The sequence below is a fragment of the Brevibacterium sp. NPDC056726 genome, assembly GCF_042790515.1.
Classification (GTDB): Bacteria; Actinomycetota; Actinomycetes; order Actinomycetales; family Brevibacteriaceae; genus Brevibacterium; species Brevibacterium sanguinis.
On record NZ_JBHTYZ010000002.1, the window covers coordinates 567354 to 589190 of the forward strand.

Consider the following 21837-nt stretch of genomic DNA (forward strand, 5'->3'; position numbering starts at 1 on the left):
CTCTCCTCACGGGCCCGGGATCCGGCCGTCCGGATCCCCTCAACTGCTCTTGTCCCAGGATACTCGCGGGCAGCTGAGCAGGCTTCTCGATTCCTGACCGGTGCGCTCATCACCCTCTGCGCCCATCATCCTCTGCGACCGGGGCCGGGGGAGGCGACAGGCGGAGCCGCGAGGAGGATTGACTTTTCCTGAACAGTGTTCAATGATCGTGGCCATGCCGTCTTTCACCACCATCGCCGATCGCGCCTGCTCCGGTTCGCCGGCCACCCTCGACGAGGCTCTGGCCATTCTGCAGTCCTCCGATGACGACCTCCTCGACGTCGTCGCGGCCGCCGCGCGGGTCCGCCGCCTGCACTTCGGCGACGCGGTCAAGGTCAACTATCTCGTCAACCTCAAATCGGGACTGTGCCCGGAGGACTGCGGCTACTGCTCCCAGCGCCTGGGGTCGGAATCGGAGATCCTCAAGTACTCATGGCTGCCCGGTGACGAAGCGCGCCGGCAAGCGGAGTTCGGTCTCGCCGGCGGTGCCTCCCGGGTGTGCCTCGTCGCCAGCGGCCGCGGCCCCTCCAACCGGGACGTCGAACGGGTGGCGTCGATGACCGAGGACATCAAAGCCCACAACCCCGACGTCGAGGTCTGCGCGTGCCTCGGGTTCCTCAAAGGCGGTCAGGCCGAGCGCCTCCGATCGGCCGGGGTCGACGCCTACAACCACAACCTCAACACCGCCGAGTCCAACTATGCCGAGATCTGCTCGACGCACACCTTCGCCGACCGCGTCGACACCGTCGAGCAGGCCCGCGATGCGGGACTCTCCCCGTGCTCCGGGCTCATCGTCGGCATGGGGGAGACCCCGGAGCAGATCGTCGAGACGATCCTCGAACTGCGTCGCCTCAACGCCGACTCCATCCCCGTCAACTTCCTCATCCCGTTCGAGGGCACCCCGCTGGCGGGAACCCACGAACTCACTCCCCAGCACTGCCTGCGCATCCTCTGCGCAGTGCGGTTGATGTGCCCGGACAGCGAGCTGCGCATCGCCGGCGGTCGCGAGATGCACCTGCGCACTCTCCAGCCGCTCGCCCTCCACGTCGCCAACTCCCTGTTCCTCGGCGACTACCTCACGAGCGAGGGCCAGGACGCCGAGGCGGATCTCGATATGATCGTCGACGGCGGCTTCTCCATCGTCGGCGCCGACAGCGCAGCCGAACTGCGGGAGCAGGTGCGCGCGGCGAAGGCGGCCCGCACCGCCGCTCTTCTTCCCGAGGCCTCCCCGGCCTCTTCGAGCCTGCCGTGCGGGAAGACGGCCGCGGCCTCCACCGCGCCCGACGGGATCGTCGTCCCCACGATCCGCCGCCGCGGGGCGGGAACGGCCGCGGCCCCCAATGCGTGAGACCACGACCGTCGCCGGTCTCCACGACCGCGAGCGCGGCCTGCTCTGGCATCCCTACGGCGCCCTCGCCGATGGCTCGCACTTCGCGGTCGCCGGTGCCCGCGGCCCCCGCGTCGACCTCGTCGGACGCGACGGGCGCAGCATCACCGCCCTCGACGGGATGAGTTCCTGGTGGTCGGTCGTCCACGGGTACCGCAATCCCACACTCGACCAGGCACTCGAGTCCCAGCTGCGGTCGTTCTCCCATGTCATGTTCGGCGGGCTCACCCACGAACCGGCGGTCGACCTCGCCGAGCGCCTCGTCGCCGTGACCCCGACGGGCCTCGACCACGTGTTCCTCGCCGATTCCGGGTCGGTCTCGGTCGAGGTCGCACTCAAGACCGCCATCCAGTACCAGCGCGCCCAGGGCCGCGACCGCGGACGCTTCCTCGCCCTGCGCGGGGCCTATCACGGCGACACCACCGGTGCGATGAGCGTGTGCGACCCGGTCGAGAGCATGCACGCCGACTTCCGGGCCGTGCTCACCGAACAGCTCTTCGCCCCGCGGCCGCCGCTGCCGGGCGCCCCCGATGCCGAGATCGACGCGTGGTGTGCGGCCGTCGACGAGCTCTGCGACCGCCACGGTGACGAGCTCGCCGGCATCATCGTCGAACCCCTCTTCCAAGGTGCGGGCGGGATGCGCCCGTACGACGTCCGCGCACTCCGCCATCTCGCCGCCCGTGCCCGCGACCTCGACGCCGTGCTCATCGCCGACGAGATCGCCACCGGCTTCGGCCGCACCGGAACCGCGTTCGCCTGCGAACAGGCCGGCATCGTTCCCGACATCCTCTGCCTCGGCAAGGCGCTGACCGGCGGGTACATGACCCTGGCCGCGGTGCTCTGTGCGAGCGATCTCGCCGAGGTGATCGCCGGATCACCTCACCGTGCCCTCATGCACGGGCCGACATTCATGGCCAACCCCCTGGCCTGCGCTGCGGCGCGGGCGTCCCTCGATCTGCTCTTCGCTGCCACCCCCGACGGCACGCCTGCGTGGGCGACAGCCGTCACCCGGATCGGGGAGGGCCTCACTGCGGGACTGGCACCGGCCGCGGCGCTGCCCGGGGTCGCCGACGTCCGCGTCGTCGGTGGGATCGGCGTCCTCGAGATGCATCGCCCCGTCGACGTCGGCACCGTCACCCGCATCGCCGCGGACCACGGTGTCTGGCTGCGCCCCTTCCGCACGCACATCTACACGATGCCGCCGTACATCGCGACGACCGAGGACGTCGCCGGGATCTGTGCGGCGATGCTCGCCGCCGCGGAGGGCTGCCCGTGACCGCGCCCGTGCGTGAGGCGAACCGGATCCTCGACCGCCTCGGCGCCGAGGCGCGAGCCCGTGCCGAGGCCGGGCTCGACCGCGTCGATGCCGGGCCGCACGGTCTCGATCTCGCCTCGAACGACTATCTCGGACTCGCGAACCATCCGAGCGTCATCGCCGCCGGATGCGAGGCGATCGCACGCTGGGGCACATCCGCGCGGGCCTCACGACTCGTCACGGGCACCACCCCGGCCCACCATGAGGCCGAAGCGGCGCTGTCCGCGCTCACCGGGCGGGACACGGCGCTCGTCTTCTCCTCGGGCTACGCCGCGAACCTCGCGGTGCTCACCGCGCTGACCGGACCCGACTGTCTCATCGTCTCCGACGCCCACAACCACGCCTCGCTCATCGACGCCTGCCGTCTCTCGAAGGCCGAGGTCGTGCGCACCCCGCACGGGGACGCCACCGCCGTCGAGGAGGCCCTGCGGCAGCGCACCCAGCCCGAGGCGATCGTCGTCGTCGAGTCCGTCTACTCGGTCCTCGGCGATGCCCCGGACCTTGCGCGTCTCCTCGAGCTCTGCGCACGCTTCGATGCCCTGCTCGTCATCGACGAAGCCCACGGCATCGGCGTCGTCGGCGGGGGAGCGGGCGCGGCCGCGGCACTGGTCGACCACCGTGACCGCGTCGTCGTCACGGCGACCCTGTCCAAGTCCCTGGGAGCCCAAGGCGGAGCGGTCCTCGGACCCGCCGCGGTCCGGGACGCCCTGGTCAACACCGCCCGGACCTTCATCTTCGACACCGGACTCGCCCCGGCCGCAGCGGCCGCGGCCACCGCCGCAATCCAGCTCATCGCCGCCGGTGAGGCACCGGTGGCGCAACTGGCCGCCAACCGGCGAGCTCTGACGACGGCTCTCGGAATCGAGGAGCCGGCCGGGGCCGTGGCGTCTGTGCCGATGCCCTCGGCCCGGGCGGCCGTCGCCGCGCGTGACGCACTCCGGGAGCGGGGCCTGACCGTGGGGTGCTTTCGTCCGCCCTCGGTTCCCGACGGCATCTCCCGCCTGCGCATCACCTGTCGCGGCGACCTCACCGCGGCCGACGTCGACACCGCCGCCGAGGCGATCGGCGCCGTCGTCGCGGAGATGGGCTGAGGATGCGCTGCATCGTCATCACCGGGACCGACACGGGGGTCGGCAAGACCATCGTGTCAGCGGCGCTCGCCGTCCGACTGCGGCAGCGCTCTGTCGCGGTGCACCTCCGCAAACCGGTGCAGACCGGTCTCATCGCCGCCGACGACCCGCACCGCGGCGACCTCGAAGCCCTCTACACCGACTTCGTCACCCGCGGTGACGCCGAGATCGCCGGGACGCTCGCCGGCGTCCCCTGGTCGACCGGGGTGAGCCTGAGACTGCCGATGGCACCGGCGGCCGCCGCCGTTGCGGCCGGAGTCTCGCTGCCGACGCCCCGTGACCACGCCGAGGCGATCCTCGCGTGCGGTCGGGATACGGCCGACCCCGCCGCGGTCATCGTCGAGGGGGCCGGGGGTCTCCTCGTCGACTTCGGCGACGGTCACACGCTGGCCGACATCGCTTCCGCGCTCATCGAGCTCGATCCCGCGGTCCGGGTCGAATTCGTCATCGTCAGCCGGGCGGGCCTCGGAACCCTCAACCACACGGCACTGACCTGTGAGGCCCTGCGGGCCCGCGGGCTTCCCATCGGCGGAATCGTCCTCGGCTCGTGGCCCACCGATCCCGCTCCGGTCGCCGTCGACAACCGTCGCCGCCTCGGCGACAGCGCTCCGGTGCTCGGCGCCGTCCCCGCCGGCGCCGGACAGCTGCGCCCAGCCGCCTTCCGCGCCGCGGCAGGCAGCTGGACGAGCCTCGCCTGACTCAGCCCACGCGGCGACCGGACCATTCAGGGGTGCTGCGGGCCACCTCGGCGATCGTTGCTGCGATCTCCGCGGGGAACTCCGTGACGGCATCCGCGGTCTGATCGACGTGGAGGGCGAGGATCTCCTCGGTCGCGACGACGCGGCCGTCGACGATCATCTCGTAGGCGAGATGGAGCTTCTTCGCCCCGGCGGCGACGAGCTGCGGACGGACGATGAGCGTCGACCCGAGCGAGACCTCGTCGAGGTACCGGACGTGGGACTCCACCGTGTAGAGGGAGCATCCGGTGGCCTCCCGATACGCCGCATCGAGGCCGAGCTCGTCCATGATCGCATCGGTGGCGAACCCGAAGACGAGGACGTAGAACGCCTCGGAGAGGTGCCCGTTGTAGTCGATCCACTCCTCCCGGACAGCGGTGCGGTACTCGCTGAGTCGACGCCCGGTGCCGGACGCGTCCGGGTCGGCAGCGCCTGGGCCGGCGCCATCGTCTGTCGCGGCGGCGTCAGGCTGAGTCGCAGCCGGGGTCGCCGCAGCAGTGGCACTCCCGCCCGAGGCGAGGTCGGCGGTGAGCCTGCGCAGGGCGACGATGCCGGCATCGCGGGCGGAGACGAGGTCGGCGATCGAGCGCCCCGCACTCTCGTCCTCACAGCCGACGACGACGGCATCGCGCAGCGCAGGCGTCAGCTCGGGGGCGTCGAGTCGCGTCCACGGAGACTTCAGCGAGGGACCGAAGTGGTCGAGCATGTGGGCCATGCCGCCCTCACCCCCGGCGAGGTGGAAGGTGAGCATCGGCCCCTGGAACGGCCAGCGCAGGCCCGGACCGTCTGTGATCGACCGGTCGATCTGCTCGACGGTGGCCTCGCCCGTCTCGACCATGTGCAGGGCCTCGCGCCACTGCGCCTCCTGGAGGCGGTTGGCGATGAACCCGGGGACCTCGCGGTCCATGCGGATGACGGACTTCCCGATGCGGGCGTAGAAGTCCGCGGCCCAGTCCACGGCGGCCGGGTCGGTGGCCTCGCCGCCGACGACCTCGACGAGGGGGATGAGGTAGGGCGGGTTGAACGGGTGCCCGACGACGAAGCGCTCGGGGCGGGTCACCTCGGTGGCCATCTCCGTCATCGAGTACCCCGACGTCGATGACCCGATGATCACCGAGGCGGGGGTGAGCACGTCGATGTCGGCGAAGAGGCGGCGCTTGAGGTCGAGGTTCTCCGGCGCGGACTCCTGGACGAAATCGGTGCCGTCCAGCGCCTCGGCGAGGTCGGTGTGGATCGTCCAGGCGGTGCGGTCGGCACCGGGGACCATGTCGAGTTCGGCGAGGGCGGGCCAGGCGGCGTCGATGAGGCGGGTGAGGCGCTCACCGGCCGTGGGATCGGGGTCCCAGACCTTGACCGTGTACCCGCGGGCGAGGAAGTACGCTGCCCAGCCGCCGCCGATCGTTCCCGCGCCGATGCAGGTGATCGTCCGCACGGACTCGGGGGCGGGGAAGGAGGAAGGTGCGGTCACAGGTCGGCTCCCATCGCGGTGGCGGTCTGCACGCGCAGATCGAGGATCTCGCGGGCTTCGTCGGGGGTGGCCACCTCGGCGCCGAGGTCCTCGATGATCGACACGGCGCGGTCGGTCAGGCCGGCGTTCGTCGCCTTGACCCCCTTGGAGATGTAGAGGTTGTCCTCGAGGCCGACGCGGGCGTGGCCGCCGGCGAGCACCGACTGCGCGACCCACGGCAGCTGGTTGCGGCCGATCGCGAACGAGGTGAACTCCGCGCCCTTGGGCAGGAGGTGGACCATGGCCTGGAGGAGACCGGCGTCGACGGGGGCGCCGTAGGGGATGCCCATGCACAGCTGGTAGAGCGGCGGCGGGTCGATGAGCCCCTCTTCGACGAGGACGTTGGCGAACCACAGGTTGCCGGTGTCGAAGATCTCGAGTTCGGGTCGCACCCCCAGGGTCTGGATCTTCTTCGACCCCTCGCGCAGCATGTCCGGGGTCGAGACGTAGATGTTCGACCCCTCGCCGAAGTTGAGGGATCCGCAGTCGAGCGTGCAGATCTCCGGCAGGAGCTCCTCGACGTGGGGGAGGCGCTCGAGGGCGTTGACGAGGTCGGTGCCCGGCATCTGCGTCGTCGGATCCTGGGGGTCGATGACGAGGTCGCCGCCCATGCCTGCGGTGAGGTTGATGACGGGGTCGACGTCGGAGGCGCGGATGAGGCGGACGACCTCGCGGTAGTAGGCGACCTCCCGGGAGCCGAGCGTGGTCTCGAGATCGCGGACGTGGATGTGGACGACCGAGGCGCCGGCCCGGGCGGCGGCGATCGCGTCGGCGGCGATCTCCTCCGGGGTGACGGGCACGTGCTCGCTCTTGCCCGCGGTATCGCCGGCACCGGTGACGGCACAGGTGAGAATGACTTTGCGATTCATGATGACTCCTCATCAGGTTCGGGGGTGATGATCGCTCGCCGCAGGTAGCGGTCGAGGCGGTGACGGAACGTCGGCACGTCCATGATTCCGGTGACGACTTTGATGCCGAGGCCGTCGACGACGGAGGTGAGCTCGTCGGTCATCTCCGTCGCATCGCCGGGCCGGAAGACGCCGCTGGCCTGACCGTCTTCGAGGGTGGCGCGCACCGTCCGCGACCACCGGTCGTATCCGGCGGGATACGCGGACTCCGCCGGGTCCTCGACGGCGAGGCGACTCCACGTCTGAATCCAGATCGACCATTCCCGACGCGCGTCGGGGCCGATGGGCGACTGGAGTTCGAGGAGGCGCTCGAGGCGCCGGCGCGGCGAGACGATCTCGTCGAGCCACGCGACCTGACGGTCGAAGGCGAGCTTGACGGAGAACTCGAGGGTGGCGTCGAAGAGCTCCGACTTTCCGGCGAAGTGGTAGTGCACGGCCGCGCTCGAGACGCCGGCGGCCTCGGCGATGTCGGCGATGCGGACGGCATCGTAGCCGTGGCGGGCGAAGAGGTCCCAGGCGGTCTCGACGATGAGACGGCGCGGCGAGGACTGATCGGCCTCGTCGAGCGCCGAGGCGGTGCGCAGTCCGGCGGGGACCGCCGAGACCGTCGACTCGTCGCCGAGCAGCCACCGCACGGTCACGCCGGTCGCCGTCGCGAGGCCGAGGAGCTCCTCGGCGGTGAACTTGCGCCGGCCCGAGAGCGACTTCGACAGTTTGGTCTCGTCGATGCCGATCGCCCGGGCGAGGCTGCGCTGGGACAGGCCGCTGCCGGCGACGGTCTCCCGGGCGCGGGCGGCGATGCTGGTGGCCATGCCTCGAGCCTACGACAGCGTCTGCGGCAATCGCAAGGAAATATGATGATCAATCAGTGTTTGCGATTCCGGTGGCGTGGGCGCAGCGGGAGAGCAGCGTGTGGTCAGCGGTCACCGTCGTTGGTGATCGGCGGGCCGCGCGGATGCCGCCGACCGTCACGCGGATGCCGCCGACCGCTCCGCGGTGCGGCCCGTGGCCTGGGCGGGGTCGGGAAACCCGCGGCGAACCGATATCCTCGGACGAATGAACACCCGCACTTTCTCTCGGAGGCCCCGATGACCGACACTCCCCACGACCGCATGCACGTCGTCTCCGATGAGACCCGCAATCTCGTCAACCTCGTGCTCGACTACTCACGGCGGCGCACCCTCGCCGTCGACACCCCGCTCGACCACCCGATGAAGGACTCCGAGCTGACGCGGCTGGCCGGGCCGACGATCAGCGAGGAGGGCCTCGGATCGGCCCGTGCACTCGCGATCTTCGAACACATCTTCGCCCCCGCGTGCATCACGACCGACCACCCGAAGTACCTCTCCTTCATCCCCAGCGCCCCGACGAAGGCCGCCGTGGCCTTCGACCTCGTCGTCTCCGCCAGCGCCCTCTACGGAGGGTCGTGGCTCGAAGGCGCCGGAGTCGTCCACGCCGAGAACGAGGTGCTGTCGTGGCTCGCCTCGGAGTTCGGCCTCCCGAAGACCGCCGGTGGGGTGTTCGTCCAGGGCGGCACGATCGGCAACCTCTCCGCGCTCGTCGCGGCCCGGGAGGCGCAGAAGGCGAAACTCGGCGACACGCGACCGGGCCGGTGGGTCATCGTCTGCAGCGCCGAGGCGCACTCCTCGGTGAAGTCCGCTGCCGACGTCATGGACGTCGACATCGCCCCCGTGCCCACCGATGAGTCCGGAATCCTCCGACCCGAGGGCGTCCGGGAGGCGCTCGAGGAGCACGGCGATGCCGTCATCGCCGTCGTCGCCACCTCGGGGACGACGAACTTCGGGACGATCGACGACATCGCCGGAATCGCCGCGCTCAAGGACGACTTCGACTTCTGGCTCCACATCGACGGCGCGTACGGGCTCGCCGCGATGCTCTCACCGCTCGCCAAGCACAAGTTCGCCGGTGTCGAACGGGCCGACTCCGTCATCGTCGACCCGCACAAGTGGCTCTTCGCTCCCTTCGACGCGTGTGCGCTCATCTACCGCGATCCCCGCAACGGCCGGCGCGCCCACACGCAGAAGGCGGAGTACCTCGACACCCTCACCGAGTCCGATGAGTGGAGTCCCTCGGACTACGCCATCCAGCTCACGCGCCGCCCGCGCGGCCTGCCCCTGTGGTTCTCGCTCGCGACCTACGGTGCGCAGACCTATCGCGACGCGATCAGCCATTCGATCGATCTCGCCCGGCAGATCAGCACGGAGATCAAGAAGCGGCCGAACCTCCGCCTCGTGCGCGACCCCGAGCTCTCCGTGGTCGTCTTCGAACGCGTCGGCTGGGAGCGCGAGGACTACGACGCCTGGTCGGACAAGCTGCTCGAGGAGCAGAGGGCCTTCGTCGTCCCCAGCTCCCACGACGGTCGTCCGAACGCGCGGTTCGCGATCGTCAATCCGCTCACGACCTTCGACGACCTCGTCGACATCCTCGACACCATGGAGTGAGCCCGCCTCATCCGACGGCGCCGCTCTCCCGATGCAGGGAGAGCGGCGCCGTCGGCGTTCTCAGGGTGAAGTCGACGTTTTCCGGGTGAAGTGTCGTCAGGCCCGGCGTTGTCGGGCCCGGTGGTGCCGGGCCCTGTGCCGTCAGGCCCGATCAGGCCCGGTCGGTCCCGCGGGGCCGCAGCTCGACGGTGAAGACAGGCAGGAGCGCCTGCGTGATCGGTCCGATGCTCAGCGCGTAGAGCGCGGTGCCGATCCCGATGACCCCGCCGAGCGCCCACCCGACGGCGACGACGGTGACCTCGATGAGCGTGCGCACGAGCCGGATCGAGCGTCCGGTGACCCGGGAGAGCCCCGTCATCAGGCCATCGCGCGGCCCCGGACCGAACTGCGAGCCGATGTACATCGCCGAGGCGACCCCGTTGAGGACGACGCCGGAGACGAGGAGGACGATCCGCCACCCCAGGTCCTCGGGCCGCGGCAGGAAGAGCAGGGTGACGTCGAGGGCCGGACCGATGAGCAGGGCATTGAGCATCGTGCCCAGGCCCGGCATCTGCCTGAGCGGGATCCACGCGAGGAGGACGAGCACCGAGGTGATCGTGATGATCGTGCCGAACGTCAGCGGAACATGCCTGAGGATGCCCGAATGGAGCACGTCCCACGGGATCATGCCGAGGCCGGCGACGACGACCATCGCCATCGACGCACCGTAGAGGTAGAGGCCGACGAGCAGCTGGACGAGACGGCGGGGGAGCCGTCCTCCGGACAGCTGCTGGAGCGGTCCGACGTTGGCGAGTTCGCGGCGCGGTGGGGGAGTCGAGGCCATGGCGTGGACTTTCGGTCGGTCTTCGGCGGAGGACCGCACGGGAGTGCGGTGTCTGACCATGATGACGCGAATTGGCATTGCGGAAAATAGCCAATTGCGACAAAGTGGTTCCATGACGACTGCGATGGGAGCCCGCCGGCTGGCCCGGATCATCGGCACCGGCCCGTTCGCGCCGCCGGCCTATGAGTCGCTTGCCGGGGCGATCGCCCACGCGGTCTCCGATGGCCGCATCCCCGTCGGCGTCCGCCTGCCGAGCGAACGCGAACTCGCGACCGCCCTCGACCTGTCCCGGACGACGTCGTCGCGGGCGTACGCCCGGCTGCGGGAACTCGGGTTCGTCCGCACGCGGCGGGGGTCGGGCAGCCTCGTCGAGCTTCCCGAGGTGCCCGGCGGTCGCATCGACCACCTGCTCTCCCCGACGGAGCCGACGGCGGGCTCGATCGATCTCACGTGCACGGCCACGGTCGCACCGCTCGGGCTCGTCGACGCCTATGAGCGCGCGGTCTCGCAGGTCCACGCGTATCTGCCGGGCACCGGCTACTATCCCTCGGGCATCCCGGCGCTGCGCGAACTCGTCGCCGACCGCTACACGCAGCGCGGGCTGCCGACCCGCCCCGACGACATCCTCATCACCTCCGGCGCCCTGGGCGGCGCGGCGATCGGCATCCGCGCCCTGCTCGGCGGGTCCGGCGGCGTCCTCGTCGAGAGCCCGAGCTACCCGAACGCGATCGCGACGATCGAGGGCGCCGGTGCCCGCATCGTCGCCTACCCGCTCGAGGTCGACGACGACGGCCGCCACCGCTGGGACGTCAGGGCGATGGGACAGACGATGCGCGAGAACCGCGTGCGCGCCGCCTACCTCATCCCCGACTTCCACAATCCCACCGGGGCGCTCCTGCCCGATGCCGACCGCGCAGCGCTGGCTGCGGAGCTCGGGAGATCCGGAGTCGTTCCCGTCGTCGACGAGTCGCTTGTCGAGCTCGGCCTCAACGGCACGCCGGGACAGACGCCGCTGTCGGTGTTCGCCCCCGATTCGATCGCCGTGGGGAGCACGAGCAAGATCTTCTGGGGCGGACTGCGGGTCGGCTGGATGCGGGTGCCGGCCGCCCGGATGGAGGAAGCCGCCGCCGTCCGCCTCACCCTCGACCTGGGGGCGCCCGTCCTCGAGCAGCTCGTCGCCGTCGAACTGCTGCGCAACCACGATGAGCTCGTCGCGCAGATGCGAGCCCGGCTCGCCGCGGCCCGTGACCGCCTCGTCGCCGACGTGCGCACCCACCTTCCGAGTTGGCAGGTCGCCGTGCCCGACGGCGGCATGGCGCTGTGGGCGCGGCTCCCCGAGGAGCGCTCCGGGGCGCTCGTCTCCGCCGCCCGGGCGCACGGCGTCACCCTGGCATCGGGTCCGAACTTCGCCCCGATCGGCGGACTCGACCGGTGGATCCGCCTGCCCTACACCGTCGCCGAGGCGGAACTGGCCGAGGTCGCCCCGCGCCTGGCCGCGGCGTGGGAGGACGCCCTGCGGATGCCCGGTCCCCTCCCCGACGAACGTGCGCGGATCGTCGCGTGACCGGCTGGCAGACGCTCGGCTGCCTCGGTGCCGTGGCCGTCGGCATCATCGCCGGCATCCTCATCCCCGGTGCCGGGGACCTCGCCGGACAGCTCGTCACCCCAGTGCTCGTTTTGCTGCTCTTCTCGACGTTCGCCACCATCCCGCTGCCCGGGGCGGCACGCGCATTCGGAAGGCCGCGCTTCGCGCTCACGGTCCTCGGACTCAACTTCCTCGTCGTCCCTCTCGTCGTCGCGGGAATCCACCTCGCTGTGCCCCTGCCGGGCCCCGTCGTCGTCCCGGTGCTCATCGTCCTGCTCACCCCGTGCATCGACTACGTCATCGTCTTCACCGGGCTGGCCGGCGGGGCCGCGGACAGGCTGCTCGCGCTCACCCCCGTCCTCATGCTCGCCCAGATCCTCCTGCTCCCGGTGTGGCTGCGGGTCATCCTCGGCGAGGACGCGACCGCGGCCCTCACCCCCGGCCCCTTCCTCTGGGCGCTCGTCGTCTTCATCATCGTCCCGCTCCTCGCCGCGGCGCTCCTCCAGGTCGCGGCAGCCCGGTCGGCCGGGGCCGCGCGCGTGCTCACGGGAGCGACCGCGGCGATGACGCCGCTCATGCTCCTCACCCTTGCGATCGTCGCCGCCGCCGAGGCGGCCGTCGTCCTTCCCCATCTCTCCGACCTCGGTCCCGCGGCCCTTTCCTTCATCGTCTTCGCCGTGGTGATGACGGGCATCGGCTGGCTCGTCGGCCGGACGAGTCTGTCCGGGCCGGGGGAGCGGCGGGCCCTGATCTTCACCGGAGTGACGAGGAACTCGCTCGTCATGCTGCCTCTCGTCCGCGCTGTCGATCCGGACGGCCTGGGCACCGCGGCCGTCGTCACCCAGACACTCATCGAACTCGTCACGATGGTCGCCCTCGTGTGGCTCGTGCCGCGGATCGTTCCCCGCACTGCGATGTCCGAAAACCGCTAGCACCGTACCGTGCAGGGGAGCAGAATGGTCATATGCTCTCCACGGATCAGTGCTATCAGGCAGTCGCCGGCCGCGACCGGCGCTTCGACGGCATGTTCTTCACCGCCGTGTCGACGACGCGGATCTTCTGCCGCCCCTCGTGCCCGGCGCGCACGCCGATGCGGGAGAACGTCACGTTCTATCCCACCGCTGCCGCTGCCGTCGAGGCCGGCTATCGGGCGTGCAAGCGGTGCCGACCCGATGTCAGTCCCGGGTCCCCCGACTGGGATGTCCGCGCCGATGTCAGCGCACGCGCGGTGCGGCTCATCCGCGACGGCCTCGTCGACCGGTCGGGCGTCTCGGGACTGGCCGCGGCACTCGGCTACAGCAGCCGCCAGCTCGGCCGGGTCCTCCACGCCGAACTCGGGGCCGGGCCCTTGGCGCTGGCCCGCAGCGAGCGGGTCCGCACCGCGCGCACCCTCGTCGAATCGACGACGCTGACGATGAGCGAGATCGCCTTCGCCTCGGGATTCTCGAGCATCCGTCAGTTCAACGACACGTTCAGGGACACGTACGGTCTGGCCCCCGGGCGGCTGCGCACCGGTTCGCGGGTGCCGCGCGGCGACGACCTCGTCGTCCGGCTCGCGTACCGGTCCCCGTTCGACTTCGACCATCTCGTCGCCTATCTCGCCGCCCGTAGCGTGCCGGGCATCGAAGAGGTCGGGGACGGGCGCTACACCCGGTCGCTGCGACTCGCCCACGGGCCCGCCGTGATCTCGCTCGCCGCCGGGACCGGGGCCTTCGTCAGCTGCCGCCTCCACCTCGCCGACACCCGCGACCTCGGGGCGGCAGTGGCGCGGGCACGCCGAATCCTCGATCTCGACGCGGATCCCGCCGCCGTCCACGGGACCCTCGCCGAGGCGGGGCTGAGCGACCTTGCCGCCCTCGTGCCGGGAATCCGCTCACCGGGGCACGGCGATCCGGTCGAGCTCTCCGTCCGCACCGTGCTCGGCCAGCAGATCTCGATCCGCGCCGCCCAGACCCATCTCACCCGCCTCGTCGAGTCCACCGGTGAGATGCTTCCCACCGAGATGCGCACGGGTGCCGTCGATCGGGTGTTCCCGAGCGCCGAGGCGATCGCGGAGCTGCCCGATGACGCGTGGGCGCTGCCGGCCAAGCGCATCGCCACACTGCGCACCCTCGCCGAGGCGCTCGCACGGCGCGACATCGACCTCGGTCCCGGCTGCGACCGGGAGGAGGCCGCGGCAAGACTGCTCGCGCTGCCCGGCGTCGGGCCGTGGAGCGTCGGCTACATCCGGATGCGCGCCCTCGGCGATCCCGATGTCCTCCTCGGCTCCGACCTCGGGGTGCGGAAGGCGCTCGAGGATCTCACCGCCGACGCCGGAGCGCGGGGGCTGCCCGACCTCGACCGGGCCCGTCCGTGGCGGTCGTATCTCACCCATCTGCTCTGGGCCCTCCACGCCCGATCAGTCGCGCCGGGTCCCTGACCGCAGAGCAGTCCTCACCGCAGACGACCCCGCTGCCATGACGGCAGGGCACCGTCGACCACACCATCCATCCCACTGAGAGGAACGACCATGACCTTCACGACTCCGAGGACCGACGTCCTCATCTACTCGATCATCGACTCACCCGTCGGGCAGATCCTGCTCACCTCGGACGGGACCAGCCTCACCGGTGCCTACCTCGACGGATTCGCCGAGGTCCTCGACCGCCTCGCGGTGCGCACCGGCGCCGATCCGGTTGAGGATCCCGACCTCGACGTCCTCGTCGCGACGCGAGCGCAGCTGGGGGAGTACTTCGCGGGGGAGCGGACAGAGTTCACCCTGCCGCTGGCCCCCCTCGGCACCGACTTCCAGCTGCAGGTATGGGAGGCCCTGACGACGATTCCCTTCGGTCAGACCGCCGGCTACGGCGAACTCGCGGGATGGATCGAGCGCCCGACCGCGGCGCGTGCCGTCGGGGCGGCCAACGGGAAGAACCCGATCAGGATCATCGTCCCCTGCCACCGGGTCATCGGCGCCGGCGGTGCGCTCACCGGATATGCGTGGGGCGAGGAGAGGAAGCAGACGCTGCTCGACCTCGAGCACGGTGCAGCGCTCAGCCGACCCTGAACATCGCCACGGGCGGCCGATCTCGCCTTCTTCGCGTCGATCAAGCGGGAGCGCGGATACGGGCGCGTGCCCGGCCCCGCATCCGCACTGCCCCTTGATCGAGCGAGATACCACGCTGAGGCGGCATACGACGAAGGCCCCGGACTCATTCGTCCGGGGCCTTCGCCTTGCGGTGGACGCGGGTGGACTCAAACCGAACTCCTGGCAGATGTTCGAGCGGCGAGACACCGCGTGGGAACAGGCGAAACTCGGTCTTCGCGACGAGCCGCCGGGTGCCGCAGAGAACGAGCCCGGAGTCGTAGCAAACCCTAGGAGACGAGCTAGAACACCCCTGACAGAGACTCAAGTGGACGCTATCCGAACTGCCCGTGCGAACGGCGAGAGCGTGGTCTCCATCTGTCGGTGGTTCGGCATCCACCGGATGACGGTTTGGACGCACACAAGGGACATTCGTAGAGCCGTGGCTTGACCGTACCGAGCTGCCGACAAGGGAGCGCGCAGTTACAGTGACGCTACGAAGTCATCTAGCAGTGACCGCTCAAAGACCGACAAGGACGAAACGTCTCGCGTTGCGACTGAGGCGATGGCACTCAACATCTCGTCTAGCGTCCGAGCGCCACCAACATTTCGAAGAAGCTGTCGCGACACCTCAAGAGGGAGGCCATATTCCTCGATAGTTGCGAGGTGAGGCGCAGAGAACATACTTTCCACTCGGGCAGCGAAACCGTCAAAAGACCCAGCATCCAGACCCCGCTCGCTTAAAACTGCGCCGGAGATCACACCTAGTGCGCGCAGGGACGCAGGAAAGTTGTGGTCGAGCCAGTACCTTACGAAATCAAACGCTGCCTCAATGCGGTCGTCTACCGTTCCGCGGCCATCATTTGAGTCATCCACGAAGCTCACAAGGATATCTTTCATGCGGCCCTCAGCAAGTGCCGCCTGGTTGATTCTGAATGCAAGCTGGCTCGCACTGTAAGCTCCGTGACCTACGTGGTAGTCCGGCGCTATGAAGTCCCAAATCAGTTGACAGGCGAGACTCAGTTCCTGCCAATTGGGATACAACGTGGACCACTGAAGGCCCCGAAGTCTGGCTACTGGAAGCGCTCTCAAGTGGTTGGCGAGCTGGGCTACCGACTCTGGTTCTACACCCCTGACCTGTCGCAGAACTGCCATTCCGAGCCCTGCATCCTCCAGTACGGGCGTCAGGCGTTCTCTTGTCTGTTCGCTCCAGTCGTCTTCCTCGATCTGCACGAGAAGCGAACCCGGAGCAGAGTCGCTCTGCGTTACCCCCGGAATATCAATATTGGGTAGTTCACGGCGCGGCTCGTCGTGGAAGAGATAAATCTGCCCGACGAAGTGTTTGAACATGCGTCCGACGCGCCCTTTAATGTTGGCAAAAGTGAAGTAATTATAGGCTCTGTTCGCGATGTTTCGATCGAGGATAATGATGCGCTTGGCGCGCGTATTGACGCCCTCTATAAGGGAGTTGGTACAAACCAACACATCGAGATCGCCCGACTCAAATCCTCGGACAACGCGCTGAGCCAGCCACCGAGGCAACCTACCGTGATGTACTCCAATTCCGAGGCGAAGCGCTTTCGCCACTATCCAATCAGGGTGGTAGTTCTCCTCTATCCATGATGCCGCGTCAGGCAACCCCGGCGAATCCTGCGCTCTTTCGCTTCTAACAGAGATGAGTTCCTCAAGAACCTTGCGCGTCTTTTGGGGTGATTGGCAGTAGAGAAGGGTCGGTTCACACGCAACACCAACCAGCTCCACCGTACGTGCAATGCGCTCGGCATCATTGGAGGCATCAAGCCGTATAGTGTCGGCAGCGACAGTTGAGAAGTTAGTACGAATGAACGAAGCTCGAAAATTCTCAGGCAGCAGTTCCGACAACCCTTCAACGACCGGACCGGCAAAGTAGAACTGAGCTCCTGTTCGGGCGAGTCTTAGAAAAGCTTGGTTGAGAATTGAAGATCTTTGATCCAAGAGACCGTCCTTCTCATCGGCAAGCTTATAGAACTCGTCGATGAAGAATAGGTCGATGCTGGGAAGGACAGGGACTGCGAGAAGTCTCTCCTGCGTCATTACACAGATGTTTCGCTCCCCGAATTCCTGATTTGGATGCGTAATAATCTTGTATCCGACGTAACGAGACAATCTGCGTCGAGTCTCATCCAGGAGCGCAATGGTAGGAACGATTACGACAACATTACTGTAGTTCCCAGTCTCGATTAGCGCATCAACTACTACGCTTTTCCCAAAGCTCGTCGGAGCCGAGAGAATAACATTCTCCCCCTCGACTAGCCGATGGAAGACCTGGGATTGGATGCGATGGAAAATCGTCTCCTGAGTAGCATTCGGCCGATTCATCTCCATCACGACCGCGTCCCTGAGCGCGACTCCACCCTCATGGCCGACGATGTAGGGGTAAAGCCCGTGCTGGATCATCAGGCTCCGCAGCATCTCGCCATAATCCCCGTCGCGATCGAAGTACTCCAGCGCACGTATGACCAGTTCAGTACTCTCGCCTCCGACACCATGCAACGCGGTGAATGAGGCGATATCCGCGATCAGGTGGAAAGGCTCCTCAGTTGTTTCGTGTAGACGGTCGACTAAATCTTGGTAGTTGACTGCCACGCCTTTAGCCTTCCATCGAATGCGGATGTGAGTGCAGCTTTAGTACTCATCGGAAAGTAAATTACGTGCGCTCGGATTTTCCGTGGAAGCGTCCACTTTCCATATCTCCCACTCAGGCTGTCCCAGTTGGCTAGCACTTCCGCTTGGAGGTCAGAAATATACTTTTCCGTGCTCTCCAAATGGCTGCCCGCCGCGTTGCTGTCGTACGAAATGAAGATTGGGACAACGACACTCTTGAAGGTTTGATCCAAAGATGTTTCGCGCGCAAGGAGTTTTGTTAGCTTCTGCCGCTGTGGATGATCTTGAGGAATCTTGTCAGAAATGGCCGCGAACTCGTACTTTAGATAGTCCCGACTCAGGTGCAGCTTAAGTTCGTCATAGATTGCCGTCGCTGCACTGTAACTGTCTTGATAGAGCTTGGACTCCCCAAGCCAAAGCTCAATCTCGGAGCCGTCAGACGACTCGACAATGTGGGCACAGTCGAAACCTTTTACTGTATCGTTCGCGGCATCCTTGAAATAGATTCTCGAAATCAGTCTCGAACTTAGGAAGAACTTCCGCAGGATAATGTGGAGAAGCAACTCACCAATCTCACCTCGCTTCTCGTAGTCGATTGTCTTGTACACCCGACTCAATGCTTTTCCGAGCAGAGCGACGCCATTCGCGTGGTTATACCCGCTTAGCTCTTCCGGGGGAAGAATCCAGTCAGCTGCCCAAGCGATGAGATCGTAGCTCAAGTCCTCTGAACGCCATGCTCCATCCTCGAAGCCTGCACAAAACACAGAGGTTGGCAACAACTCGTCAGTGTGCTCAACTACGAGTTCGAGAATGGTCTCGGGTACTGAGCCGGTGCTTGTCATATCGATCAGCTGATAACTTCAGGATCGAACCCGATAGTTGCAAACTTCGTTCATCGGTTCTCTCCTTCGAGGTCATGCGCACATCGCCGACCGCGTGCTGGTTCGATCGTTTAGGGCTGAGTCTATCGCGGCAGGGCCGCTCAACCGCGAGATTCAGCGCCGACATGCCGGCCCAGCCTGGCAAGCGCAAGCCATCGGCTCCAGCAGCATCGCCGCTCGACGTTGCCGCCACTACAAACGCAACTCGCGGTCAGTCAGCGGCTTGCCTCGTACTGAGGTCTTGGCCCTGGCGGCATAAACCCCGGAGTCAACCAAACCTTCAGCAGTCCCATCTGGGACCACCTGCCCCCACAGACCCGCCCCAGCGTGTCCACGATCTGGCGGATCCTCAAACGCCACAACCAGATCACCGCCCAACCCCAGAAACGCCCCCGCTCCTCCTGGCACCGCTTTCAAGCCGCGGCCCCTAACGAATGCTGGCAATCCGACTTCACCCATTGGCCCCTGGCCGATGGCACCGATGTCGAGATCATCTCCTGGCTCGATGACCACTCCCGCACACTCCTCCACACCAGCGCCCACCCGAGAGTCACCGGACCCATCGTCATCGACACCTTCATCACCACGATGGACGAGCACGGGCTGCCAGCGGCGACACTGACCGACAACGGGATGGTCTACACGACCCGGTTCGCGCAGGGAAAGGACGGACGGGCCCGGCAGCCCAACGGGTTCGAACAGCTCCTGGCCGATCTGCACATCGACCAACGCAACGGGGCACCGAACCATCCGACGACGCAGGGCAAGATCGAACGCTTCCACCAGACCCTCAAACGCTGGCTGGCCGCGGCCGGACCCGCCGAGACCCTCGCCGACCTGAACACTCAACTGCAGCGCTTCACCCACGTCTACAACACGCTAAGACCCCACCGGGCGATCGGGCGGTCCACTCCCGCCGAGGTGTATTTCGCGACCCCGAAAGCCGAACCCGTCATCGAGGTCGACTCCCAGGTCTGGCGCATCCGCTATGACCGCGTCGACCGCGACGGGAAGGTCTCAGTCCGCTACGCCGGCAGACTGTGGTACTTAGGGATCGGTCGCGCCCACGCCGGGACCCGAGTCATCCTCCTCATCCACGGAGCGAAGACGATGGTCATCGACCGCAGGGCTGGTGAGATCATCGTCGAACACCTCATCGATGCGCAGAAGAACTATCAGCCACGGCTGAGACCGGAACGATGCCGTGAGACATACCCGGGTCAGAAAAGAGAAATGTGCCGCGACATCGTAGGAACGATGTCGCGACACATCACAGCGGTGGAGGTAAGGGGATTCGAACCCCTGACCTTCTCCATGCCATGGAGACGCGCTACCAACTGCGCCATACCCCCGCTTGCCTGATCAATATTACTCAGGCGCGGGCTGTGCGCCAAATCGGCGGTGCGTGACGCTCGGCACATCCCGCGGAAAGGCGCTGGTGACGCCGATGGCAGGCTGTGACACCGGGCCCGCGACCAGGGTCCGACCTGCCGCGGGCCCGGGACCGCTCAGACGAACGGGCGGACGTGCCAGAGGTAGCGCGCGATGTCGCGTTCGCGGCGCCGGGCCAGTTCCTCCCGGGCGGCCAGTCTGCTGACCTCGGCGATGCGACGGTCGACGTCGCGCTGCGTGACCGCGGCTGACGCGACGTGCGGACGCCGAGCCCACCGGACCAGGCGCAGACCCGCGGACAGGGCGACCCGTCTGGGAAAGGTGAATGCAAATGTTGTCGACACGATTAGTCCTCAATTGTTTTCGGGCAGGGGGAATCCCCAGAAGAGTGTTGAGTGAAACTCACTGGTTCGACCGTGCGGCAATGCACGAGAAGCAATGAGGTGAAATGCTCGCTGAACAGAATTCCGAGACACCGGCACCGTGCCGCGTGACGATCACAGGGAGGACGTGAGGATCACAGTCCGGGTGTGAGGGCCACGGGGGCGTTCGATGCGCGAGGCGCAGTGGAATCGCCGGCGTTCAGAGTGCCGGCGGAAGAAGACGAGTCAGGCTGGAAGGATCAGCCGTCGAGTCCCAGTCCGCCGACCGAGCAGGCAGCGAGCGTCGTCGGACGGATGTCGGAGTCCGGAAAGACGGGGTGGAAGATGTCGAAGATATTCATCTCAGCTGCACTCCTTTCATGGTCGTGGATCGTCGATGAGCGGCGTCAGTGCTCATGGGGAACAATGCAATTGTTTATGGTTGCGAATCCGTAATTGCACTCACGAAGTTATCACAGTCTTACAGTGTTGTGGGACTTCTGGTCAGAATTGCTGAACTTTATCTCTCCGCCGGTCATTTCCCGTGGCGTCGGCATTGTGCGCAGACCCACATGTCACCATGTGCGGAATGCCCAGCGCGGACCGCCTGCGCCCACGTAGAATCGCTGAGAGAACCGCTACCAGCCAGGAGTCCTCCATGTCAGAATCCGCTGCCTCTCTGCCGCGCCTCGTCGTCGGCTACATCGCCACCGACCGCGGACGCGACGCCATCTCCCTGGCGATCTCGATCGCCCGCTCCGTCGCCGTCGAACTCGTCGTCACGATCATCCGGCCGGAGACCTCGACGTTCCACGCTGCCGGGTCGATCCCCAAGGACGGGACGGGAATCGTCGCCCAGCAGCTCGACGACTGGCTCGAGGAGGCCCTCGCGCTCATCCCCGACGACATCGCCGCCCGCGGTGTCATCCACACCGCGACGAACGAGTCGAAGGGACTCATGGAGGTCGCCTCCGACGAGGACGCCGTCGCCATCGTCATCGGTGCGCGTGCGACGACGCTCATGCGCCAGTTCCGCATCGGCACGGTCGCCACCTCGCTGCTCCACTCCTCCGAGGTCCCCGTCGTCCTCGCCCCGGCCGGGCGCTCGGACATCGGCCCGGTCTCGCGCATTACTGCGCTCTTCGGCGCCCGTCCCGGTGCTGCCGCCCTCGTCGGGTCGGCGATCGAAGCCGCAACCGCCTTCGACGTGCCCCTCCGTCTGCTCGCGCTCATCGAGAACGACGGCATGGCCGAGGACGAGGTCGCTGAGGTCACCGAGTTCGCCGAGGAGTTCGGCGGAGCGATGCTCGCCGGTCGCGCCTCCGACCTCTTCGCCTCCGGCCGGGCCACCGTCGTCTCGGAGGCCGGCGCCGACATCGAGGAGGCCGCCGAGAGCGTCGAATGGATCTCCGGTGAGCTCGCCTTCATCGGCTCGAGCCGGCTCGGTCACGGGCGCGTGTTCATCGGTGCCCGGGCCCGCCGCCTCCTGCGCGTGCTCCCGGTGCCCGTCGTCGTCATCCCGCGTCGCACCCTGTCCGGCGCCGCCCCTGCGGAGGCCTCCGACACCGCCGAGGCGGCCACCGCGGCCGACGACAGCTGAGC

17 protein-coding genes, 1 tRNA gene and 1 pseudogene are annotated in these 21837 nt (G+C 67.5%); 11 read left to right on the forward strand and 8 right to left on the reverse strand.

Features of this window, described 5'->3' with window-relative positions; genetic code table 11:
- Nucleotides 1–214: 214 nt before the first annotated feature.
- Genes bioB through bioD form a run of 4 tightly spaced genes read left to right on the forward strand, consistent with a single transcriptional unit; the run spans nucleotide 215 to nucleotide 4569 of the window.
- Entirely contained in the window at nucleotides 215–1387 is a 1173-nt protein-coding gene (gene bioB / locus ACFQ91_RS06085; protein ID WP_344249664.1) for a biotin synthase BioB, read from the forward strand.
- Nucleotides 1380–2702, forward strand: coding sequence for an adenosylmethionine--8-amino-7-oxononanoate transaminase (locus tag ACFQ91_RS06090; RefSeq protein ID WP_344249662.1), 1323 nt, complete (start codon nucleotides 1380–1382; stop codon nucleotides 2700–2702). The genes bioB and ACFQ91_RS06090 overlap by 8 nt, the downstream gene beginning before the upstream one ends.
- Nucleotides 2699–3832: an 8-amino-7-oxononanoate synthase gene (locus tag ACFQ91_RS06095; protein WP_344249660.1), complete on the forward strand. Its 1134-nt coding sequence runs from the start codon at nucleotides 2699–2701 to the stop codon at nucleotides 3830–3832. Before ACFQ91_RS06090 ends, ACFQ91_RS06095 begins: the two co-directional genes overlap by 4 nt.
- Before the next feature lie 2 nt (nucleotides 3833–3834).
- The gene (bioD, locus tag ACFQ91_RS06100) at nucleotides 3835–4569 is read left to right on the forward strand and encodes a dethiobiotin synthase (protein WP_344249658.1); all 735 of its coding nucleotides are present in this window, start codon (nucleotides 3835–3837) and stop codon (nucleotides 4567–4569) included.
- A gap of 1 nt (nucleotide 4570) precedes the next feature.
- On the opposite strand, the gene ACFQ91_RS06105 is transcribed toward bioD, so the two are convergent.
- Genes ACFQ91_RS06105 through ACFQ91_RS06115 form a run of 3 tightly spaced genes read right to left on the reverse strand, consistent with a single transcriptional unit; the run spans nucleotide 4571 to nucleotide 7835 of the window.
- Nucleotides 4571–6076, reverse strand: coding sequence for a 3-hydroxyacyl-CoA dehydrogenase NAD-binding domain-containing protein (locus ACFQ91_RS06105; protein ID WP_344249656.1), 1506 nt, complete (start codon nucleotides 6074–6076; stop codon nucleotides 4571–4573).
- Nucleotides 6073–6984, reverse strand: a complete 912-nt coding sequence (locus ACFQ91_RS06110) for a 3-keto-5-aminohexanoate cleavage protein (RefSeq protein WP_198498662.1) — start codon at nucleotides 6982–6984, stop codon at nucleotides 6073–6075. The genes ACFQ91_RS06105 and ACFQ91_RS06110 overlap by 4 nt, the downstream gene beginning before the upstream one ends.
- Nucleotides 6981–7835: a TetR family transcriptional regulator C-terminal domain-containing protein gene (locus tag ACFQ91_RS06115; RefSeq protein ID WP_344249654.1), complete on the reverse strand. Its 855-nt coding sequence runs from the start codon at nucleotides 7833–7835 to the stop codon at nucleotides 6981–6983. Before ACFQ91_RS06115 ends, ACFQ91_RS06110 begins: the two co-directional genes overlap by 4 nt.
- A 276-nt stretch (nucleotides 7836–8111) precedes the next feature.
- On the opposite strand from ACFQ91_RS06115, the gene ACFQ91_RS06120 reads away from it, so the two are divergent.
- On the forward strand, nucleotides 8112–9485 hold the full coding sequence (locus tag ACFQ91_RS06120; protein WP_198498664.1) for an aminotransferase class V-fold PLP-dependent enzyme: 1374 nt from the start codon (nucleotides 8112–8114) through the stop codon (nucleotides 9483–9485).
- A gap of 151 nt (nucleotides 9486–9636) precedes the next feature.
- Here ACFQ91_RS06120 and ACFQ91_RS06125 read toward each other — a convergent pair whose 3' ends face one another.
- Nucleotides 9637–10308 carry a hypothetical protein gene (locus ACFQ91_RS06125; protein WP_344249651.1) on the reverse strand — a complete coding sequence of 224 codons (672 nt, stop codon included), beginning with the start codon at nucleotides 10306–10308 and terminating at the stop codon, nucleotides 9637–9639.
- 112 nt (nucleotides 10309–10420) lie between these two features.
- On the opposite strand from ACFQ91_RS06125, the gene ACFQ91_RS06130 reads away from it, so the two are divergent.
- From ACFQ91_RS06130 to ACFQ91_RS06145, 4 genes are all read left to right on the forward strand, one after another.
- A complete protein-coding gene (locus ACFQ91_RS06130; RefSeq protein WP_344249649.1) occupies nucleotides 10421–11872 on the forward strand; it encodes a PLP-dependent aminotransferase family protein in 1452 nt (483 codons plus the stop codon).
- On the forward strand, nucleotides 11869–12825 hold the full coding sequence (locus ACFQ91_RS06135; protein ID WP_344249647.1) for an arsenic resistance protein: 957 nt from the start codon (nucleotides 11869–11871) through the stop codon (nucleotides 12823–12825). Before ACFQ91_RS06130 ends, ACFQ91_RS06135 begins: the two co-directional genes overlap by 4 nt.
- Nucleotides 12826–12857: 32 nt before the next feature.
- Nucleotides 12858–14312, forward strand: coding sequence for an Ada metal-binding domain-containing protein (locus ACFQ91_RS06140; protein WP_344249645.1), 1455 nt, complete (start codon nucleotides 12858–12860; stop codon nucleotides 14310–14312).
- Between the two features lie 90 nt (nucleotides 14313–14402).
- Complete coding sequence (locus ACFQ91_RS06145; RefSeq protein ID WP_376871812.1) at nucleotides 14403–14939, forward strand: methylated-DNA--[protein]-cysteine S-methyltransferase; 537 nt, start codon at nucleotides 14403–14405, stop codon at nucleotides 14937–14939.
- A 501-nt stretch (nucleotides 14940–15440) separates the two neighbouring features.
- On the opposite strand, the gene ACFQ91_RS06150 is transcribed toward ACFQ91_RS06145, so the two are convergent.
- Together ACFQ91_RS06150 and ACFQ91_RS06155 are read right to left on the reverse strand one after the other, a co-directional pair.
- A complete protein-coding gene (locus tag ACFQ91_RS06150) occupies nucleotides 15441–17582 on the reverse strand; it encodes a DEAD/DEAH box helicase (RefSeq protein ID WP_376871815.1) in 2142 nt (713 codons plus the stop codon).
- On the reverse strand, nucleotides 17558–18442 hold the full coding sequence (locus ACFQ91_RS06155) for a DUF1837 domain-containing protein (protein ID WP_344249639.1): 885 nt from the start codon (nucleotides 18440–18442) through the stop codon (nucleotides 17558–17560). Before ACFQ91_RS06155 ends, ACFQ91_RS06150 begins: the two co-directional genes overlap by 25 nt.
- A 366-nt stretch (nucleotides 18443–18808) precedes the next feature.
- Here ACFQ91_RS06155 and ACFQ91_RS06160 point away from each other — a divergent pair.
- Nucleotides 18809–19336: pseudogene (locus ACFQ91_RS06160) on the forward strand (DDE-type integrase/transposase/recombinase); the annotation flags it as partial.
- 424 nt (nucleotides 19337–19760) lie between these two features.
- Here ACFQ91_RS06160 and ACFQ91_RS06165 read toward each other — a convergent pair.
- Together ACFQ91_RS06165 and ACFQ91_RS06170 are read right to left on the reverse strand one after the other, a co-directional pair.
- Nucleotides 19761–19833 (reverse strand) — tRNA-Ala (locus ACFQ91_RS06165).
- A 156-nt stretch (nucleotides 19834–19989) separates the two neighbouring features.
- Nucleotides 19990–20217: a hypothetical protein gene (locus ACFQ91_RS06170; protein ID WP_344249637.1), complete on the reverse strand. Its 228-nt coding sequence runs from the start codon at nucleotides 20215–20217 to the stop codon at nucleotides 19990–19992.
- Between the two features lie 676 nt (nucleotides 20218–20893).
- Here ACFQ91_RS06170 and ACFQ91_RS06175 point away from each other — a divergent pair.
- Nucleotides 20894–21835 (forward strand): universal stress protein, encoded by a 942-nt coding sequence (locus ACFQ91_RS06175; RefSeq protein ID WP_232623582.1) that lies wholly within the window; start codon nucleotides 20894–20896, stop codon nucleotides 21833–21835.
- Nucleotides 21836–21837: the final 2 nt, after the last annotated feature.

What these genes read in the sequence shown, in the direction of transcription:
- bioB (WP_344249664.1), top strand. Translation starts at nt 215, where the DNA reads ATGCCGTCTTTCACCACCATCGCCGATCGCGCCTGCTCCGGTTCGCCG.
- ACFQ91_RS06090 (WP_344249662.1), top strand. Translation starts at nt 1,380, where the DNA reads ATGCGTGAGACCACGACCGTCGCCGGTCTCCACGACCGCGAGCGCGGC.
- bioD (WP_344249658.1), top strand. Translation starts at nt 3,835, where the DNA reads ATGCGCTGCATCGTCATCACCGGGACCGACACGGGGGTCGGCAAGACC.
- ACFQ91_RS06110 (WP_198498662.1), bottom strand. Translation starts at nt 6,984, where the DNA reads ATGAATCGCAAAGTCATTCTCACCTGTGCCGTCACCGGTGCCGGCGAT.
- ACFQ91_RS06115 (WP_344249654.1), bottom strand. Translation starts at nt 7,835, where the DNA reads ATGGCCACCAGCATCGCCGCCCGCGCCCGGGAGACCGTCGCCGGCAGC.
- ACFQ91_RS06120 (WP_198498664.1), top strand. Translation starts at nt 8,112, where the DNA reads ATGACCGACACTCCCCACGACCGCATGCACGTCGTCTCCGATGAGACC.
- ACFQ91_RS06125 (WP_344249651.1), bottom strand. Translation starts at nt 10,308, where the DNA reads ATGGCCTCGACTCCCCCACCGCGCCGCGAACTCGCCAACGTCGGACCG.
- ACFQ91_RS06130 (WP_344249649.1), top strand. Translation starts at nt 10,421, where the DNA reads ATGACGACTGCGATGGGAGCCCGCCGGCTGGCCCGGATCATCGGCACC.
- ACFQ91_RS06140 (WP_344249645.1), top strand. Translation starts at nt 12,858, where the DNA reads ATGCTCTCCACGGATCAGTGCTATCAGGCAGTCGCCGGCCGCGACCGG.
- ACFQ91_RS06145 (WP_376871812.1), top strand. Translation starts at nt 14,403, where the DNA reads ATGACCTTCACGACTCCGAGGACCGACGTCCTCATCTACTCGATCATC.
- ACFQ91_RS06155 (WP_344249639.1), bottom strand. Translation starts at nt 18,442, where the DNA reads ATGACAAGCACCGGCTCAGTACCCGAGACCATTCTCGAACTCGTAGTT.
- ACFQ91_RS06175 (WP_232623582.1), top strand. Translation starts at nt 20,894, where the DNA reads ATGTCAGAATCCGCTGCCTCTCTGCCGCGCCTCGTCGTCGGCTACATC.